14 protein-coding genes and 2 tRNA genes are annotated in these 14,062 nt (G+C 46.5%); 11 read left to right on the top strand and 5 right to left on the bottom strand.

Annotation, left to right across the window (positions count from 1 at the left end; all coding sequences use genetic code 11):
- Positions 1–131: 131 nt before the first annotated feature.
- Positions 132–1,697, bottom strand: a complete 1,566-nt coding sequence (locus IC007_RS04445; protein ID WP_149528430.1) for an APC family permease — start codon at positions 1,695–1,697, stop codon at positions 132–134.
- A gap of 468 nt (positions 1,698–2,165) precedes the next feature.
- Positions 2,166–3,734 carry an outer membrane protein assembly factor BamB family protein gene (locus IC007_RS04440; RefSeq protein WP_232049021.1) on the bottom strand — a complete coding sequence of 523 codons (1,569 nt, stop codon included), beginning with the start codon at positions 3,732–3,734 and terminating at the stop codon, positions 2,166–2,168.
- A 186-nt stretch (positions 3,735–3,920) separates the two neighbouring features.
- On the opposite strand from IC007_RS04440, the gene IC007_RS04435 reads away from it, so the two are divergent.
- Positions 3,921–4,181 carry a hypothetical protein gene (locus IC007_RS04435; RefSeq protein WP_054846467.1) on the top strand — a complete coding sequence of 87 codons (261 nt, stop codon included), beginning with the start codon at positions 3,921–3,923 and terminating at the stop codon, positions 4,179–4,181.
- Between the two features lie 33 nt (positions 4,182–4,214).
- Here IC007_RS04435 and IC007_RS04430 read toward each other — a convergent pair whose 3' ends face one another.
- Positions 4,215–5,114: a translation elongation factor gene (locus IC007_RS04430; RefSeq protein WP_149528428.1), complete on the bottom strand. Its 900-nt coding sequence runs from the start codon at positions 5,112–5,114 to the stop codon at positions 4,215–4,217.
- Between the two features lie 47 nt (positions 5,115–5,161).
- Between IC007_RS04430 and IC007_RS04425 the strand changes: the two genes are divergently transcribed.
- Both IC007_RS04425 and IC007_RS04420 read left to right on the top strand, forming a co-directional pair.
- Positions 5,162–5,407 (top strand): TIGR00304 family membrane protein, encoded by a 246-nt coding sequence (locus IC007_RS04425; RefSeq protein ID WP_054846468.1) that lies wholly within the window; start codon positions 5,162–5,164, stop codon positions 5,405–5,407.
- Between the two features lie 44 nt (positions 5,408–5,451).
- Positions 5,452–5,527: transfer RNA gene (locus tag IC007_RS04420), tRNA-Gly, on the top strand.
- Between the two features lie 42 nt (positions 5,528–5,569).
- On the opposite strand, the gene IC007_RS04415 is transcribed toward IC007_RS04420, so the two are convergent.
- Positions 5,570–5,689 (bottom strand): putative integrase, encoded by a 120-nt coding sequence (locus IC007_RS04415; RefSeq protein ID WP_232049020.1) that lies wholly within the window; start codon positions 5,687–5,689, stop codon positions 5,570–5,572.
- 426 nt (positions 5,690–6,115) lie between these two features.
- Between IC007_RS04415 and IC007_RS04410 the strand changes: the two genes are divergently transcribed.
- The 5 genes from IC007_RS04410 to IC007_RS04390 all read left to right on the top strand — a co-directional run bounded on the left by IC007_RS04410 (position 6,116) and on the right by IC007_RS04390 (position 9,177).
- The gene (locus tag IC007_RS04410; protein WP_149528427.1) at positions 6,116–6,304 is read left to right on the top strand and encodes a hypothetical protein; all 189 of its coding nucleotides are present in this window, start codon (positions 6,116–6,118) and stop codon (positions 6,302–6,304) included.
- A gap of 53 nt (positions 6,305–6,357) precedes the next feature.
- Positions 6,358–6,582, top strand: coding sequence for a hypothetical protein (locus tag IC007_RS04405; protein WP_054846469.1), 225 nt, complete (start codon positions 6,358–6,360; stop codon positions 6,580–6,582).
- Between the two features lie 612 nt (positions 6,583–7,194).
- Positions 7,195–7,788: a sulfocyanin-like copper-binding protein gene (locus IC007_RS04400; RefSeq protein ID WP_054846470.1), complete on the top strand. Its 594-nt coding sequence runs from the start codon at positions 7,195–7,197 to the stop codon at positions 7,786–7,788.
- Between the two features lie 66 nt (positions 7,789–7,854).
- Positions 7,855–8,322, top strand: a complete 468-nt coding sequence (locus tag IC007_RS04395) for a hypothetical protein (protein WP_054846471.1) — start codon at positions 7,855–7,857, stop codon at positions 8,320–8,322.
- A 99-nt stretch (positions 8,323–8,421) separates the two neighbouring features.
- A complete protein-coding gene (locus IC007_RS04390) occupies positions 8,422–9,177 on the top strand; it encodes an oxygen-binding di-iron domain-containing protein (RefSeq protein ID WP_054846472.1) in 756 nt (251 codons plus the stop codon).
- A gap of 382 nt (positions 9,178–9,559) precedes the next feature.
- On the opposite strand, the gene IC007_RS04385 is transcribed toward IC007_RS04390, so the two are convergent.
- Positions 9,560–10,819: an MFS transporter gene (locus tag IC007_RS04385; protein WP_149528426.1), complete on the bottom strand. Its 1,260-nt coding sequence runs from the start codon at positions 10,817–10,819 to the stop codon at positions 9,560–9,562.
- Positions 10,820–10,969: 150 nt separating this feature from the next.
- Between IC007_RS04385 and IC007_RS04380 the strand changes: the two genes are divergently transcribed.
- The 3 genes from IC007_RS04380 (at position 10,970) to IC007_RS04370 (ending at position 14,062) form a co-directional block, all read left to right on the top strand.
- Entirely contained in the window at positions 10,970–11,509 is a 540-nt protein-coding gene (locus IC007_RS04380) for a carbonic anhydrase (protein WP_054846473.1), read from the top strand.
- 318 nt (positions 11,510–11,827) lie between these two features.
- Positions 11,828–11,903, top strand: a tRNA-Pro gene (locus IC007_RS04375).
- A 1,163-nt stretch (positions 11,904–13,066) separates the two neighbouring features.
- Positions 13,067–14,062, top strand: a complete 996-nt coding sequence (locus tag IC007_RS04370) for a hypothetical protein (protein ID WP_149528425.1) — start codon at positions 13,067–13,069, stop codon at positions 14,060–14,062.

Below are 14,062 nucleotides of genomic sequence, written 5' to 3'. Positions count from 1 at the left end.
AGAGAACTTCTATAATAACTCTCAATTTGATTCTCAATTTGGTATCAAGGCTTAAAGAGGATAGTTTCGGGCTAGAGAAAGAAGAGAAAAAAGAATTTTTTTAAGCAGAAGAAAAGGCTTGGCTTATTTTTTCACTCGTTCTCCTCTTTGCTGCCTAAAGCTTCTGTGTGGACTTCGAAGTTCCTCTGTTTGAGCCCCTGGACTATGCCGAGAGGATAGAAGACTACAAGCGATACCAACGCTACTATCACGGTCGACATGTCAAACGACACTAGACTCATGGCACCGTCAGAGCCTATGAAAGTCATGAAGGTCAGGAAAGCTATGTAACCCATGTACCACAGGGACTCGAGGAATCCCTCCTTCACTTTCCCTATTAAGCCTAGGACACCGCTCACTGCAGCCAGTATCACTACCGAGTAAGGCACTGCAGGCCATCCGCTCCAGAAGACTATGAGCCCTGAAGCTATGAAAGCTATCGGCGCTATCACGGACCCGGCGGTTACCCTGTAACTGGTAGCCCCTTGCTTTCTGAGCACCATCAAAGCGACTGGGTTGGTGGCGAAACCTATGTAACCGGCTACGGTTGCGTCGTCTATCAGCCCGTATATGGAGGGAACTGGAGCGAAAAGGAAAGCTATTACAGATCCCACGACAGCGAAAACTATCAATGCCCAGTAAGGTATAGCATATTTCTCGTGTAACTCCATCATTTTGCTATTGACGAACCCAGACCTTGCGCTGGCGAAGAGGACTCTAGCCCCAGTACCCATGTAGACGTACCCGGTTAGGAAAGGACCTACGATTCCTCCTATCAGGAGGAGTATCAGTGCGAGTTCAGCGTTGTGCGAGGAAGCTAGGTCAATGAAAGGGTTCCCTTGGACGTTTGCAAGCCCTGCCCAGTCTCCTGGGGTGAGGCCTAGCTTAGCCCAGTTCAAGTCGGTTAAGAAGGTGAAGTTAAAGAACAAGTAGATTATTCCTTCGCTTACTACGGTTATGATGAGTGCGTAAATAAGGTAGGTCTTGTTCTTGACCTCCTCAGCTAAGTCCGGGATCACCCTTGCCCCTCCGAATGCGAACATGGCGTAAGGCATGGCGGCGAATATTCCTCCTACTCCGAAAGGAAGGACGTGATATGAAGTCAAGTTAGCTGGGTTGTAATAGACCAGGAGGAGAAGGAAAGCCGGGAGTAGGTAAATCACGTACTTGATGGTGCCGAACCCGGACGTGACCTTGGCGAACGTCTTTACTCCGTAGTAGTTGAAAGGTATGTAACCCAACATGATGAGGACTCCAACCAGAGCTCCCTCAAGCGTTGGAACCCCATTGACAAGGAGTGAGGGGAAAATGAAAGAAAGACCTTCTATTGTGGCGAAAGCCTCAATTGGCGGAATGAAAATGTACCAGACTAGATCAGCCATGGCGTTTATGAGGTTCGTCACGGCCCCGTGGCTGTAGATGGAGAACCTTGAAGGTCCTCCCGCTTCGGGATAGTTCTGGGACAACTCTATGTAAGTCACAGATATCATGATGTAGAAGAATATCCCCAGTAACCACGAGAACATGCTCCCTGGTCCAGCGACTTCCGACATCTCGAGAGGGCTGAAGAATATGGCAGTAGCTACAGCTGAAGATATTCCTATTATAGTGAGGGACTTCAGACCAATCTCTTTCTTTAAACCCTTATCTCCGGACATGAGGATATTCTACTCATTCATTTTATATAAGTTTACGTACGCTATTCAATAGTTTGAACTGTATAAACTGATTTTTACTTGCCCATGTCTTTTCAAATATTTTGTATTACGTTTCAAACCGGCTCCTGGGTACTTAACTACGCCAGAGTAGGTTCTGAGGCTACGACGGAAGTTCGGATATCAGCTGGAATATTCTTTACTTAATTATATTCTAATCGTTTTATTAAAGAATTTTCTTAGAAAATAGATAATTTCTAATATAAATAAATATAGGAATTAAAAAAATCATTGGTTCTAGTATATAAGAAAGTCTTAGATTACTAGTTAATGAATTGAAATAAAGCCCGAGTTGAAAGGAAAAGATGAAGACGTTTCACTCCCTTCTTATGGGAAGGGAATAATTGAAAGACAGAACGAAGAAAAAACTTTTTTGTTAGAATATTCCTTTCCTCTCTTTTATTTCAGGATTTAATAGCTCTCCCAATCTGGGAATATCTGACTTAAAGGTATAGCCACGACCCATCCGTAACTGTTAGAGAGATACATAGTCCCTCCGGTTATCACTGGGTTGACTATTCCCATCCTTCCTCCGACGTAATACATGGAAAGCACGTCTCCAGTAGTTGGGCTCAGGACGTATACTCTACTTCCAGCTGCGACCCACAACAGTCCGTGGTAATATGTTGGGCTTCCCCTAGGTCCGCCCGGTAACTGCGGAGGTATCTTGAGATCTGGTAACCTTGTCTCCCAGACTATGCTACCGTTGTTCACGTAAAGCTTCGCTACTATACCTAGAGAAGGTGATCCGTCATAGATGAAGTTCCCATGTATGGTCGGCATACCTCCCTTGAAGGCTGGCGGTATTATTCCAGTTCCCAAGTTCGTAGCCCACACCGGTTTACCAGTGCTTGCATTGAGTGCGAACGTCACTGTGTCGACTGTGTTACTGCTTGCATTGAAGTTAGCTATGTCGTTGTCTATCACCAGCCCCGCTTGCTGATCTACTGCTGGAGGTACGTCCCCGAGCCCGGTGTTAGCCCCTACGTAGGGAGACGGCATTGTCGCGTTCCACGCTAACCTCCCGTTAAGCCCGTTCACTGCGAGGAGGAATCCGTAAGGAGCAACGGTGTAGGTGAACCCGGCTATGAAGAGCGGAGTCCCGTTAGGCATCACGTAATAGTTCACGCTGGCCATGTTCCCCATGTATCCTGGGAAGCTGTCCTTCCATAGCATTTGACCTGTGGTAGCGTTAACTGCTGCGAAGCACCCTCCGCCTGTAGTGTAAGCTAAGACGCCGTGGTAAACAGCTGGAGCAGGCATTGCCTCGCCCTTGGTGAATATCATCCAGACTAACCTGCCGTCCGTTGCATTGAAAGCGTATATAGCACCGTTCCTAGCCCTCATTATCTCGTTGTAGTGGTGGGTCTCGTAGTGCACGAACTGAGAGAAGGTGAAACATACTCCTCCTACAGACACTATGACAAGTCCCTTGTAGACTATTGCGTTGTTCATGGCTTGTCCAGCAAGACCCGTCGCAGTCCACACTATTTGCCCCGTGACTGGGTTTATAGCAGATATGCTACCCATCATGCTGTCCTCAGTTGCGAAGAGCAAGTTGTCAGCCAATGTCACTCCTAAGGGCTCTCCGGCCATCTGGGTCTGCATCACCAGTGCTCCCTTAACTCCAAGTTGTTGGGCCCAAGGTAACCTGGTATCGGGCGTCGTGAGAGGTATCGCAACTCCACCGACGTAGTTATTCAAGGGAAGCTCCCAGCTCACTCCCTGCATGAGAGCTGTGCTCGTGGTAGGTACGACTGCGTTATGCTCCTGACCGTCATTGGTGACAGTCCATTTTGACGGGAACCCCATTCCCCCGCTGTAGTTCCCTGGGAAGTAAGTCACCATCACCTTGTATGGGAAGTAAGTTCCGTTGAACTGGTTGTAGCATGTCATGTACTCTCCTTGTGTCATGGTCGCTTGAGTCGATGTAGGCATTGCCTCAATGATCTCTAAGGCCGAGACGGCCGAGAGAACCATTATGATCCCTAAAAATAAAACCAAGATTTTAGAGCTAAACATTCTTACCTAAACAAAAAAATAAGAATATCATTTTTAAGTATATCTCTTTTTTAAGCTTTTATTTAATTATCCTTTAAAAAAATAAGATTAAATAGCAATTTGAGAAAAGTTTTAACCTAGGAATCGTTTTATATTGAGAGGAACTTGATCCCGGAATACGTGAAGAATGGCGTCGAAGTTGCTAGAAGGAAAGGAGGGAAAACGAGGCTTTTCGTGGACAAAGACGGTTTCTTCTACTTAGTTGTCGGGGTACATTCCTCCTGTAGGGACAGGAACAGACTCATGAACGAGATCTACGACGAAGTCTACAAACACACCGACGAAGCCATGCTGATGGTGATAGTTGTGGACTCATCGTCTTTAGAGGAGGTAGTCCCGAAGGGAGAAGAAGTGGAAGTGAAATAGCTGATAAGATAGAGAGAAACTTGAGAAACGAACTCAAGATTTGGGCTTCAAGTAACCCAAGACTCTTGGCTTCCCCTGTTTCACGTTAACGTTCAGGAGAAGGTACCTTTCCACCTTAGGGAGTGGAGAGCTTAGGCTCACCTGTGCCGTTCCCCCGCCGACTTTAAGGGTAGACGTCACGGCAACTCCCCCGCCTACCACGTGATAGTTCCCTTCCTGGACCTGAGCCCAGGGATATGTCACGACCTCGGCTTCAAACTCCTTCAAAAGGGGAGCGTTCTTCACTAGGGAGTATGCGTCCTTCATGTCCTCTTCTTTAGCGTTCCTGAGGGAGAAACCTATCCTCACTCCTCCTTTAACTCCTTTCTGGTCTTCGTCCAGAACTTGGATCGTCTTTACCTCGACCTCTTTATTCACGGGGACTGCTGTGAGCTTTTCGTGCAACTCTACCTGAGTGAACGAGAACCCCGTGACCACGGTTCCGACCCCCTTCACGTTGAACGCCTTGTCTACGTAAACGAAACCCCTGTCCCTCTCTTCCCCTTCGGGTATGTCGTTCACTTCCTGAACTATTTCAGCGTTCTCTATCCCTATTCCCTTGAATACCTTCCTGACCTTGTCCTCCGGTAATGAACTCGTGATAATTACCTTAGCCCCGCTAGAGTCGGCCAGAAGCCCCAACTCACCGTCAGTCCACTTAGGGGAGTCCGGGACGTTCAATATTACCGTTGAGGACATGCTCACAGCCTCAGCCAGACAGATGACCTTCTCAGGGTACTGGGTACCCACCAACACTGACCTTATGTAGTCTCCGTTTCTCCTGTAATAGATGTTGACCTTCGCGTTCTCGTGTAGCTTTCCAAGCCTTTCAGCTATCTTCCCGGCTCTCTGAGGGTCAGATGAGAGCACCGAAGTTATGTTCCCGAAGTACATGAAATCTCACGTTCAGACTTATTAGTGGTAAAGCAGATTCTACACTTATGAGGTTAATCTTGTTGGGCTTCCTGATCATCCTCCTGGGGTTCGCTCTGGTGATAGCGGGGAGCATAACAAGTCCGACCGCCGGGTTCGGAGGAGTAGTCCTGATAGGGCCTTTCCCTATCTTCTTCGGCGAAGGCCCGTCAAACTACGCCGGCGACTTCGTGATCCTAGGCATAGTCCTCACAGTGATAGCAGTTGGTTTCTATTTGCTGAACATAATTCTCCTCAGGTCATTCAGGAGGTGACCTTGTAAAAAACTTTTTTACCTCAGGGTAGTCTTAAATGATGTGCGGTCGTAGTCTAGCATGGATTAGGACGCCGGCCTGCCACGCCGGAGGTCCCGGGTTCAAATCCCGGCGGCCGCACTGTGGGATACCCCCACACCCCCTTGTAGGGGGTACCCCCTACTACCCTGATTTCAATTTGATATACGATTCAACTACATCGGTTAAAGGTCCTACGTAAGTTTCCCTTACGTTACCTTCCTCATGCTCTACCTTGTAAACGTAATGCCGACCTTTCCTCATCACGTAAAATATAATCCCCGTATTTATAACGCGTCTTTCCTCTCGTCATTTTCACGTCTAGTATTACGATCGCCGAAACGCGTTTATAAGGCTTGGCAACACGTTAATTTTTGCCATCAAAATACGAATAGTTGAAAAGAGACGTCAAATAGTCCTAGGTGGTTTCTAACCAAGTGGAATATGGAGATAAACGCTATATGTAAAGAAACCAAATTCTATATTTTTAGGGTTATTACGACAACTAATACGCGTACGTTGTCTTTCAGTTCCTATCTGATAAAGGTAGTATCAACGTCGACGCTATGGGAGTAATGATTCTCAAATGCTACCGGTACCATTAACCTGTCATATACCGACTCGCCTCCATTCATACAATCTTGACCCGACTTACGAAAAACAATAAATAAAGAGTTTAATTTTTTCCTTATGAGCCAATTGCTTCCTGAGACGGTAAACTTTTCGGTTTTTCCGTGGGTGGGCAGACAGAACGGTTCAATAATCATAGGTGAGAACGCAACTGAACCGCAGAACGCCACTCATTCGCTCACGTCCACCTCCGCTATGCCCATTCCTTTCAATTCACGATTACTGCACACGACATCAACCTTGCGTTGATAGGCGTGGGAATCTCTATCCTGATAGGGGTAATCCTGGTGTACAGGAGGTAATTGTGGGTCGAGATCTTCGCTTTCTACTTCGCCCACTTCGACGACTTCCTCACCACCGGGACGGCGCTCTCTAGGGTAGGAAACGCTTACGAGGGTAACTTCTTCATCAAGAAGATAGCCTCCTCAACGTTTAGGCTACTGGTGTACAAGCTTTCCTTGGCCACGTTGGTGGTTTCCCGTACTTTTACCTGGGTTCCCCTCCACTTCTCTCATACATCATCTTAGTCGATACTGTCTTCGAGTTTTCCATCTCTGCCTGGAACTTATACCAAGGTTACTTAGGTATAAGAAGACGACCTGCACGTAACTGAAGTTTTCAGCTTTCTAAGTCCTTTCTCAAACTGTAGCATAAACACTGCATCTCTTATTTCTTATGAAATGGCGTATATATATACATACACATATAATAATATCACTTACCCTGATCTCAAGTTCTAATCATGGCCCCGTTCTGCATCACTATTGTTAACATGTACATGTATCTATCAAGACCGCCTAGGCTGCAGGAGGAACACGCTTTTTTACTTCAATCAGACCAAACAGACCAATTTGAAGAAGACTACAGACAGATCTTGATTCATGTAAAGACTTGAAATCCAAGTCGTGTTCATGTCACGCTAAATTCTCGTATTAGACCCAGGACCATGGGCGCCCGGTTTTCGTTCAAATTCAAAGCGGACTCATGATAAAATGAGCGTTCTTTTCAGCTTTGCAAGTTACTTTCCGCTCACGCTTCACGGTCCTTCGTGAGGTAAGGTGAACACTAATGAGACCCAGGAATCTATAATATGGTTGTCGGTGATATCACTTTAAAGTGAATCTATTTCAAAAAAATTTATGAACAGGAATTACGTTGTACCATTGGTTACCTTACTCCTGGTCTTGACAGCTTCGTTCTTTTACCTCGAGACCTCGAAACAGACGAGCCAATCTCAAGAGAGTGTCACCAGTACCACGTCGACTACAAACGTGACAACCACTCACCTCCCTGATGGAGCCAAGATCTTACCGCATAAGGGACACGAGGTCTTCCTGCATCTATGTGTCAACCCAAACGTTAACGGTGGTGTGAACATAAACGGGACTGTGAACGGCATGTTGAAGGTCTACATACCTGAAGGTTGGACTGTGAACATATCCCTTTACGACGGAAGCGAGTTACCGCACAACTTAAACGTGGTGAGAAACACTACTCCCGTCCCCAACTCAGTTTACATAGCACATGACGGTGAAATCCTAGCTACAGTAGGAGGTTCCCCATCGACTTACGACAGCTCCTTCGTGCAACCGGGAGAGGCCGCATACACGCTGTGGGACTCCTCACCTGGGGTCTACTGGTTAGCCTGCGGTTTCCCGGGCCATGCAGAGATGGGGATGTGGGCTGTCATGGTTGTGTCCAACGTGAGCGTCCCCTATTCCCTAGAGGGCTGAAGTCAGAGGTCTATAAAAAGCTACTGCTCTTTTAAACCTTAAATCAGGCTCACCTCATTTATCGAAATGTTCAGAAGGATAAACCTCATTTCACTCCTCCCGGTCTTCGGGCTATACGTTTCTCTCCTAACAGGGGACTTGATCTACCTCAACTACGTCCACGTGATGACCGGGGTCTTCTTCGCTGGCCTCGTGATCTCTACGTCTCTCCTGAAGGTAGACTTCGAGTCCATGAGGGACGCAGTTATGCCTCTTGCTCTGTCCTCCATGTTCGTGACCTTCGCATCAGGTGCGATAATGTATAACGAACAGGGTAGACCCACTTTCCTCACACTCCTTCATACCAGTCTTCCTGCAACTCAAGTCCTCATCATCGATTCCATAGACGTGAACACGTTCATACTTTCAATAACCCTTATCGTCCTCTCAGTCTTTTACCTCAAGGGCATGAGAAAGCTCATCAAGTTAGGGCAGACCATAGCCTCACTTTCAATCGTGTATATGATTTTCATAATGGGGATGTTGGCAATCTAGCTGATGTCCTGAACCAAGACCGTTTTAACTCCGTTAATTTACTTTTCAAGCCGAGTAAAAGCAACACCTTATTATTTTCTTCAGGTTATTTTCTATATAATGCTTCAAGTTCATAAACCGTACGTGATAGGAGAGGACGCAAACCACAAGTTCGTCTGGTTAGGGCTGGACGAGAGCGAGAGTGAAAAAGGGATACTAACTAACCAATACCTTGTAATTGACGGGGACGAGGCTGCATTGATAGACCCAGGAGGATATTTCGTGTTCGAGAGGGTCTTCAACAACGTCCAGAACTTCGTTGAACCGGAAAAGGTGACCAAGGTCATGTACAGCCACCAAGACCCTGACGTTATAGGTTCACTCAACCTGCTTCTGGACATGTTCCCCAACGCTTCATTTTACGTGTCGGCACTCTGGGAAAGGTTCATCCCACACCTCGGAGTTTCGGTCAAAGACAGGATAGTAGATATACCAGACGAGGGAATGGAGATAAACGTGGGCAAGTCCAAGGTGAAGGCTATTCCTGCTCACTTCATGCACTCGCCGGGTAACTTCCACTACTACGACCCTACCTTGAAGATCTACTTCTCCGGAGACATGGGGGCTGCAGTTTACCCTGAGGGCACATGGTATCTAATAGTGGAGAACTTCGATGAGCACAGGAAGTACATGGAACCCTTCCACAGGAGGTACATAGCGTCAAGGAAGGCAATAGACCTCTGGCAGAGGAGGATCTCAAATCTGGAGATCGAGGTCGTGGCCCCTCAGCACGGTTCCATATTCATGGGTGAGAACGCTAAGAAGTTCATAAGTTGGCTCACATCTCTGGACAAAGTAGGGTTGGATCTCTGGTGACGTTGTAAAGTTCACAAATTCTCAAGACGTAGTAATTGCTATTCTATCGCAAGCAGAGGTACACAACCCCTTTTCCCCTCCATCGCATGATAGAACTCATTGTCAATTAGCGATGACAAGAGTTCTATCGGGATATGTACTCACTCTTTCTCCCTTGGATTAAAAATCGTGTTGTCACATACATAGACCTTATCAACGGTTCGGTCGTTATTTTTACATTATCAGCCGAAAACGTTTCTTTCCTCGTTGAGGTCTGAGGAAGCTTCCTCTAATAAAATCGGCTTTTGACCGCACGGAAGTCCTTCATTACTCTACCGCAAAAAGAGTTATAAAAAGAGTTATAAAACAAAAAAAAACCTGATCTCTGAGAACCAGACGAAATTTAACTCTTCTGGCTTAACGCTATGTCTTCAAGTCTCTTGGATTTAGTCTCCTTCACGACTATCACGCTTATCACCAAGGCGAGAGCTGAGGTTAAACCGAAGAGCATTAGGGAATGTGATAGCTCTAGTCCCTTAACCATAGACGGGAAGAGGAAGACCCCTAGAACTGCACCTACCCTGCTGAAAGCGGTCGTAATCCCCTGAGCGGTAGACCTGACAGAAGTTGGGAATACCTCTGTGGGGTAAAACAAAGTCACTGCACCAGCCCACTGCTCCATGGCAACGAAGAACATGAAGTAAGGTACGAGGGAAGCACCAGTCACTGACGTAACACCACCCATCAGCAGTAGGACAGACATGGATAGCAGTCCCACAATCAAGGTGAACCTCCTGCCTAACGAGTCTACAACGCTCTCAGCTACCAAGTACCCCGCAAGCGCTCCCAAGGATATTAGCATAGTTCCGTAAAGTGTTTCGTACTCCGACGGGAAGGCGAACTCCCTAAGCAGGGAAGGGTAGTAAAGCCCTATGCCGTAGGACGCTACGTCGAAAAGGAACCATATAGCAGAGAGGGACACCAATGTCACCCCTATCTTCCCCCTCAACAGATCCCTCCACGTTACACCCTTGTTCTCCTCCCCTTGGGTCACACTGTCCTTTACCATTCCCTTGGATATGAGCCATCTGGGTGACTCGGCGAGCTTTATCCTTCCAGCGATTATAGGTACAGCAATCAGGCCTCCCACTGCGAAGGAGTACCTCCAGAAGTAGTCTCCAGTGTGGATGAACACTAAGTTCATGAAAGCCGAGAACAATGTCCCGAGCCAATACATGGAAACCGACCCTGTGAGGTACCTCCCCCTGGATCTGGTGGGAGAAAACTCCGACACTACAGTACTGCTTATAGGATAGTCCCCGCCGATTCCCACTCCCAAGAGGAAACGTGAAGCGAAAAGCTGGAGGAAGTTGTTGGAGAGCGCTGATAGGACAGCGAAGACCGAGAAGAAGAACAGATCTACACCCATGAGCCTCTTCCTCCCGAGCTTGTCGGAGAGAGCACCGAAAAGGACAGCACCTATCCCCATCCCCATCAACGACGCTGAAGACACCAGACCTTCTTGGTAAGGGTTCAACGACATCTCCTTGCCCAGGAAGAACAGGGCGAAGGATATAACCGACAGATCGTAACCATCCAGGAAAAACCCTCCCGAGGAGAGGAAGAAAGACCTGAATTTCCCCGATAAGTTATCGAAGTCCACGGTCACATTTCATATGGGGAAGTTAAAAAGTAGATATGATTAAGATTTCAAAACAAAACTATAACTTCCTCTCCCGTGTCTTTAACTTCCTAGGATACTTAAAGAATAGGATACTTAAAGAATTTAAACCCATATAAACATTACTACCATATGAAAGTAGTTTTATCCTGTATGGACTACAGGCTAACGGAAGAAGTAATGAAGAAAATGGGAGAAGGAGTGATGGTAATAAGGAACGCCGGAGCCAACGTTAACGCAGTGAAGGAGACGCTGAGGAAGCTGTCTCCAGAAGAGGTGATCTTCATGCCACACACTGACTGCGCTGCCATGAAGCTGGTGAAAGGCGTCCTCACTGGGGAGAAGACCGTGGACAAGGAGGTGGAGGAGAAGTTAGTATCTCAGTTCAAGGGTAAAGACGTGAACGATCTAGACAAGGTTAATGCAATGTTGGGAGAGAAGCTACTGAAGGAAATACTACCTAACGCAAAGGTGACAACTGAGTTGATCGATGTAGGGAAGATAAAGTGGCCCGAAAGGAAGGCAGTCTACTATCTGCTCAAGAGCTCCTCAAAGTACGAAAACGATATGATAGGAGGTTACATGCTCCAAGCCCCTTCAAAGGAAGACCTCAACGCCGACGTTAAGATAGCGGACTCCCTCGGCTTGAAGCTACAGAAGTCAGAGTTCTGAGACTAGAGGCGGACCTTTCTCTCCTCCTTTTCTCTCATTTTTTCCCTTAGGTCTCGTTTTTAGCTACGTGAGTCTCCCCGCTTCCATTTTCCCCTTTAAAAATCACCTCCTTCTTATTGGTTGTCTCTTTCCCTCGGTTCCCCGTGGAGGATGAAGGCGATTTCCCTTCAAATCTTTCTATTGATAAGATTTATTGCAACCCTTGCTTCGGTTTCCTTAGATGTCTCCTCGGGTTCCCTTACGTCCTTCCTCGCATTTTTTCTCCCCGCGTGTCCGGGGAAAGATTATAATATTTGGTTTTTTAGATATACATCCGTTGGGGCTGTAGTCTAGCTTGGACCAGGACGCAAGGCTTGGGCCCTTGAGGTCGGGGGTTCAAATCCCCCCAGCCCCACTGCGAGACACTCAACCACTCTTTTTTAATTCCCCGTCCCCAGGGTACCTTTCGTATTCATAATAGATCCGATGTGAGCTGGGAGCTTTCAGAAAGGTTTCGCTGTTCTCCTCTTCCACCTCGTTGGTGTAAATACATGAATGCGATTGACCTATGAGGATGTAATACTCTAAAATCAGGTTTTAGTATGAATCATAGGTTGCAGTACTAACACATACGTGATATACCCCTCACGTAAATCTGTCAGTGGCTCACACTCAACTTTCTTTCAATCTAGGTATAGATAGAAAGCAAGCTCTCACTTCCGTAAAATACAGCCGGCAAGGGAAACCAGGATAGCGAGCTCTCTTCTTACTCCACGGATCTTTCCATTTAGCGAAAAAATAGTAATTTTGGTCTATTGTAAATCAGTAAATTCCTTGAATAAAGCGTACAGTGAAAAGTAGATCTGTAGAGTCAGATATAAAAGTAAGTATATTACAAGGCTATAATAAGGTGAAAAAATAATGAAAGTTAAAACGTTATTAGTAAGGGCTGTTGCCCTTAGACTTTTTTGTGTTCGTCGTGTTGGCCATGTTTCCAACGATAAGTTTGGCAAGCGTCAATGAGGCTGAGGTTAATAGTGTTACGAACCAAGGGAATATTAGGGCTCCACTCTTTGGGCATCTAGGAAAAGCGTGCTTGACAGTACAATTTCATTATTGTGAGCTAAACCATATAGTAGGATTTACCTGTATTAACTTTCCACATCCTAACGCAGCAGGTACAATGTTTGAAAATGTTTATGTTAGTGATTTTCATAGTCATATAGTATATATAACAACTGTTAACGGAAAAGACGCTGTCGAGCTACAGGAATGGACTCTCATGGCATATAGCCCTTCTCCAGCAGCAATCCTTTTACCTCCATGGCTTCAAATGCTTCTACCGACTGGAGCTGTAAACCTATATAACTTTGTTGACTTCAAAGATAACTCAACTACAGTGTATGTGAATCATGGACAATGCACTCTACCTGGATACAGATATACTAACGTCTATCAGTTGCCGATAAACACTAGCTTTCACGATGGATCTAGACTAACTTGTTATTCAACAAGGCAAAAAATCAATATATGTATTTTTTCCGTTTTTGACTGATAAAGAGAGAGAAGGTGAAAGAAATGTTCATAAAGAGAAGAAGTTTGATTATAATTGTCTCCTTACTCGTAATAGTGGGAGTGGTTATCCTGTTCGTGCCGTTTACGTCTTACTATCTGTATTACAATTCCTTGAGACCTTCCTTGGAGAAGGGGGTCACTTTCACGTTTACCACGAGGGATTCCCCCACCCAGTTCATAGTGGAAAACTCTTCATATTTCTCTATAACCGGGCACATCCTTTCTAACGTCACGCTCACCTATGAGGGTAAAGGGATCTTCAGATTGACGGAGACCGGGGAGTACCAAGTAGGGTCAGATAACTCAGCTAGGTTCAGCAAGACCCTATGCCTTCCTGAGGACTCCCCGGTCATAGAGGCTTTCCTCTTCAACTACTCCCTCCACAGGACAACAGTAAGCTTCACGCTTAGGCACGTCCACTATTCAATCCCGGCTTATTCACTGACCCTGCACTTCGTCAACCTAGGTCACGTGAAGGGCATCACGTTTCCCGTGATGAAGGGTAAATATGACGGAGACTTCTCAAGGTACTTCGGATATCCACCTTACGTGGTGGAGAACAACCAGGAGCTGTGCCCCGTCGGCCCTCAAGTGGTAGACGTCCCCATGGAGGGCGACTTAGCGGTCTCCTACAGTACGTGTCTGCTTTACGCACCTAAAATTTCCGATATAGGTTACACCAGGAGCGTCCCTGCAGGTTCGTTCGAGGTGAACGACTCTGAGCTCAACATGACTTTGGCTAACACCACCAACTCCATGACATCCGCAGTGCTTAAGAGCATATACCCTATCTGCCTCGTCTCAGGGAAGACACACCTGAACTTGACGGACTCTGAGAGCTCCCTTATCATAAGTCTGGTATCAGGTAACATGAGACCCCAGGAGGACTGGTCTAAGGTTATGCTCTATAGCTTCGAGTTGATGTTCAGCATGTCTATAATATTCTTCGCTATTGCCGTAGTGCTCTGGAGCTACCTCGGTAGGAGGGCGGTGAGGTAA

Source organism: Sulfuracidifex tepidarius (assembly GCF_008326425.1).
GTDB lineage: Archaea > Thermoproteota > Thermoprotei_A > Sulfolobales > Sulfolobaceae > Sulfuracidifex > Sulfuracidifex tepidarius.
The sequence above is the reverse complement of the archived record's forward strand: the minus strand, read 5'-3'. Positions and strand labels throughout refer to the sequence as shown.

What these genes read in the sequence shown, in the direction of transcription:
- IC007_RS04400 (WP_054846470.1), top strand. Translation starts at nt 7,195, where the DNA reads ATGAACAGGAATTACGTTGTACCATTGGTTACCTTACTCCTGGTCTTG.
- IC007_RS04445 (WP_149528430.1), bottom strand. Translation starts at nt 1,697, where the DNA reads ATGTCCGGAGATAAGGGTTTAAAGAAAGAGATTGGTCTGAAGTCCCTC.
- IC007_RS04380 (WP_054846473.1), top strand. Translation starts at nt 10,970, where the DNA reads ATGAAAGTAGTTTTATCCTGTATGGACTACAGGCTAACGGAAGAAGTA.
- IC007_RS04425 (WP_054846468.1), top strand. Translation starts at nt 5,162, where the DNA reads ATGAGGTTAATCTTGTTGGGCTTCCTGATCATCCTCCTGGGGTTCGCT.
- IC007_RS04440 (WP_232049021.1), bottom strand. Translation starts at nt 3,734, where the DNA reads ATGGTTCTCTCGGCCGTCTCGGCCTTAGAGATCATTGAGGCAATGCCT.
- IC007_RS04410 (WP_149528427.1), top strand. Translation starts at nt 6,116, where the DNA reads ATGAGCCAATTGCTTCCTGAGACGGTAAACTTTTCGGTTTTTCCGTGG.
- IC007_RS04390 (WP_054846472.1), top strand. Translation starts at nt 8,422, where the DNA reads ATGCTTCAAGTTCATAAACCGTACGTGATAGGAGAGGACGCAAACCAC.
- IC007_RS04395 (WP_054846471.1), top strand. Translation starts at nt 7,855, where the DNA reads ATGTTCAGAAGGATAAACCTCATTTCACTCCTCCCGGTCTTCGGGCTA.
- IC007_RS04415 (WP_232049020.1), bottom strand. Translation starts at nt 5,689, where the DNA reads ATGAGGAAAGGTCGGCATTACGTTTACAAGGTAGAGCATGAGGAAGGT.
- IC007_RS04370 (WP_149528425.1), top strand. Translation starts at nt 13,067, where the DNA reads ATGTTCATAAAGAGAAGAAGTTTGATTATAATTGTCTCCTTACTCGTA.
- IC007_RS04430 (WP_149528428.1), bottom strand. Translation starts at nt 5,114, where the DNA reads ATGTACTTCGGGAACATAACTTCGGTGCTCTCATCTGACCCTCAGAGA.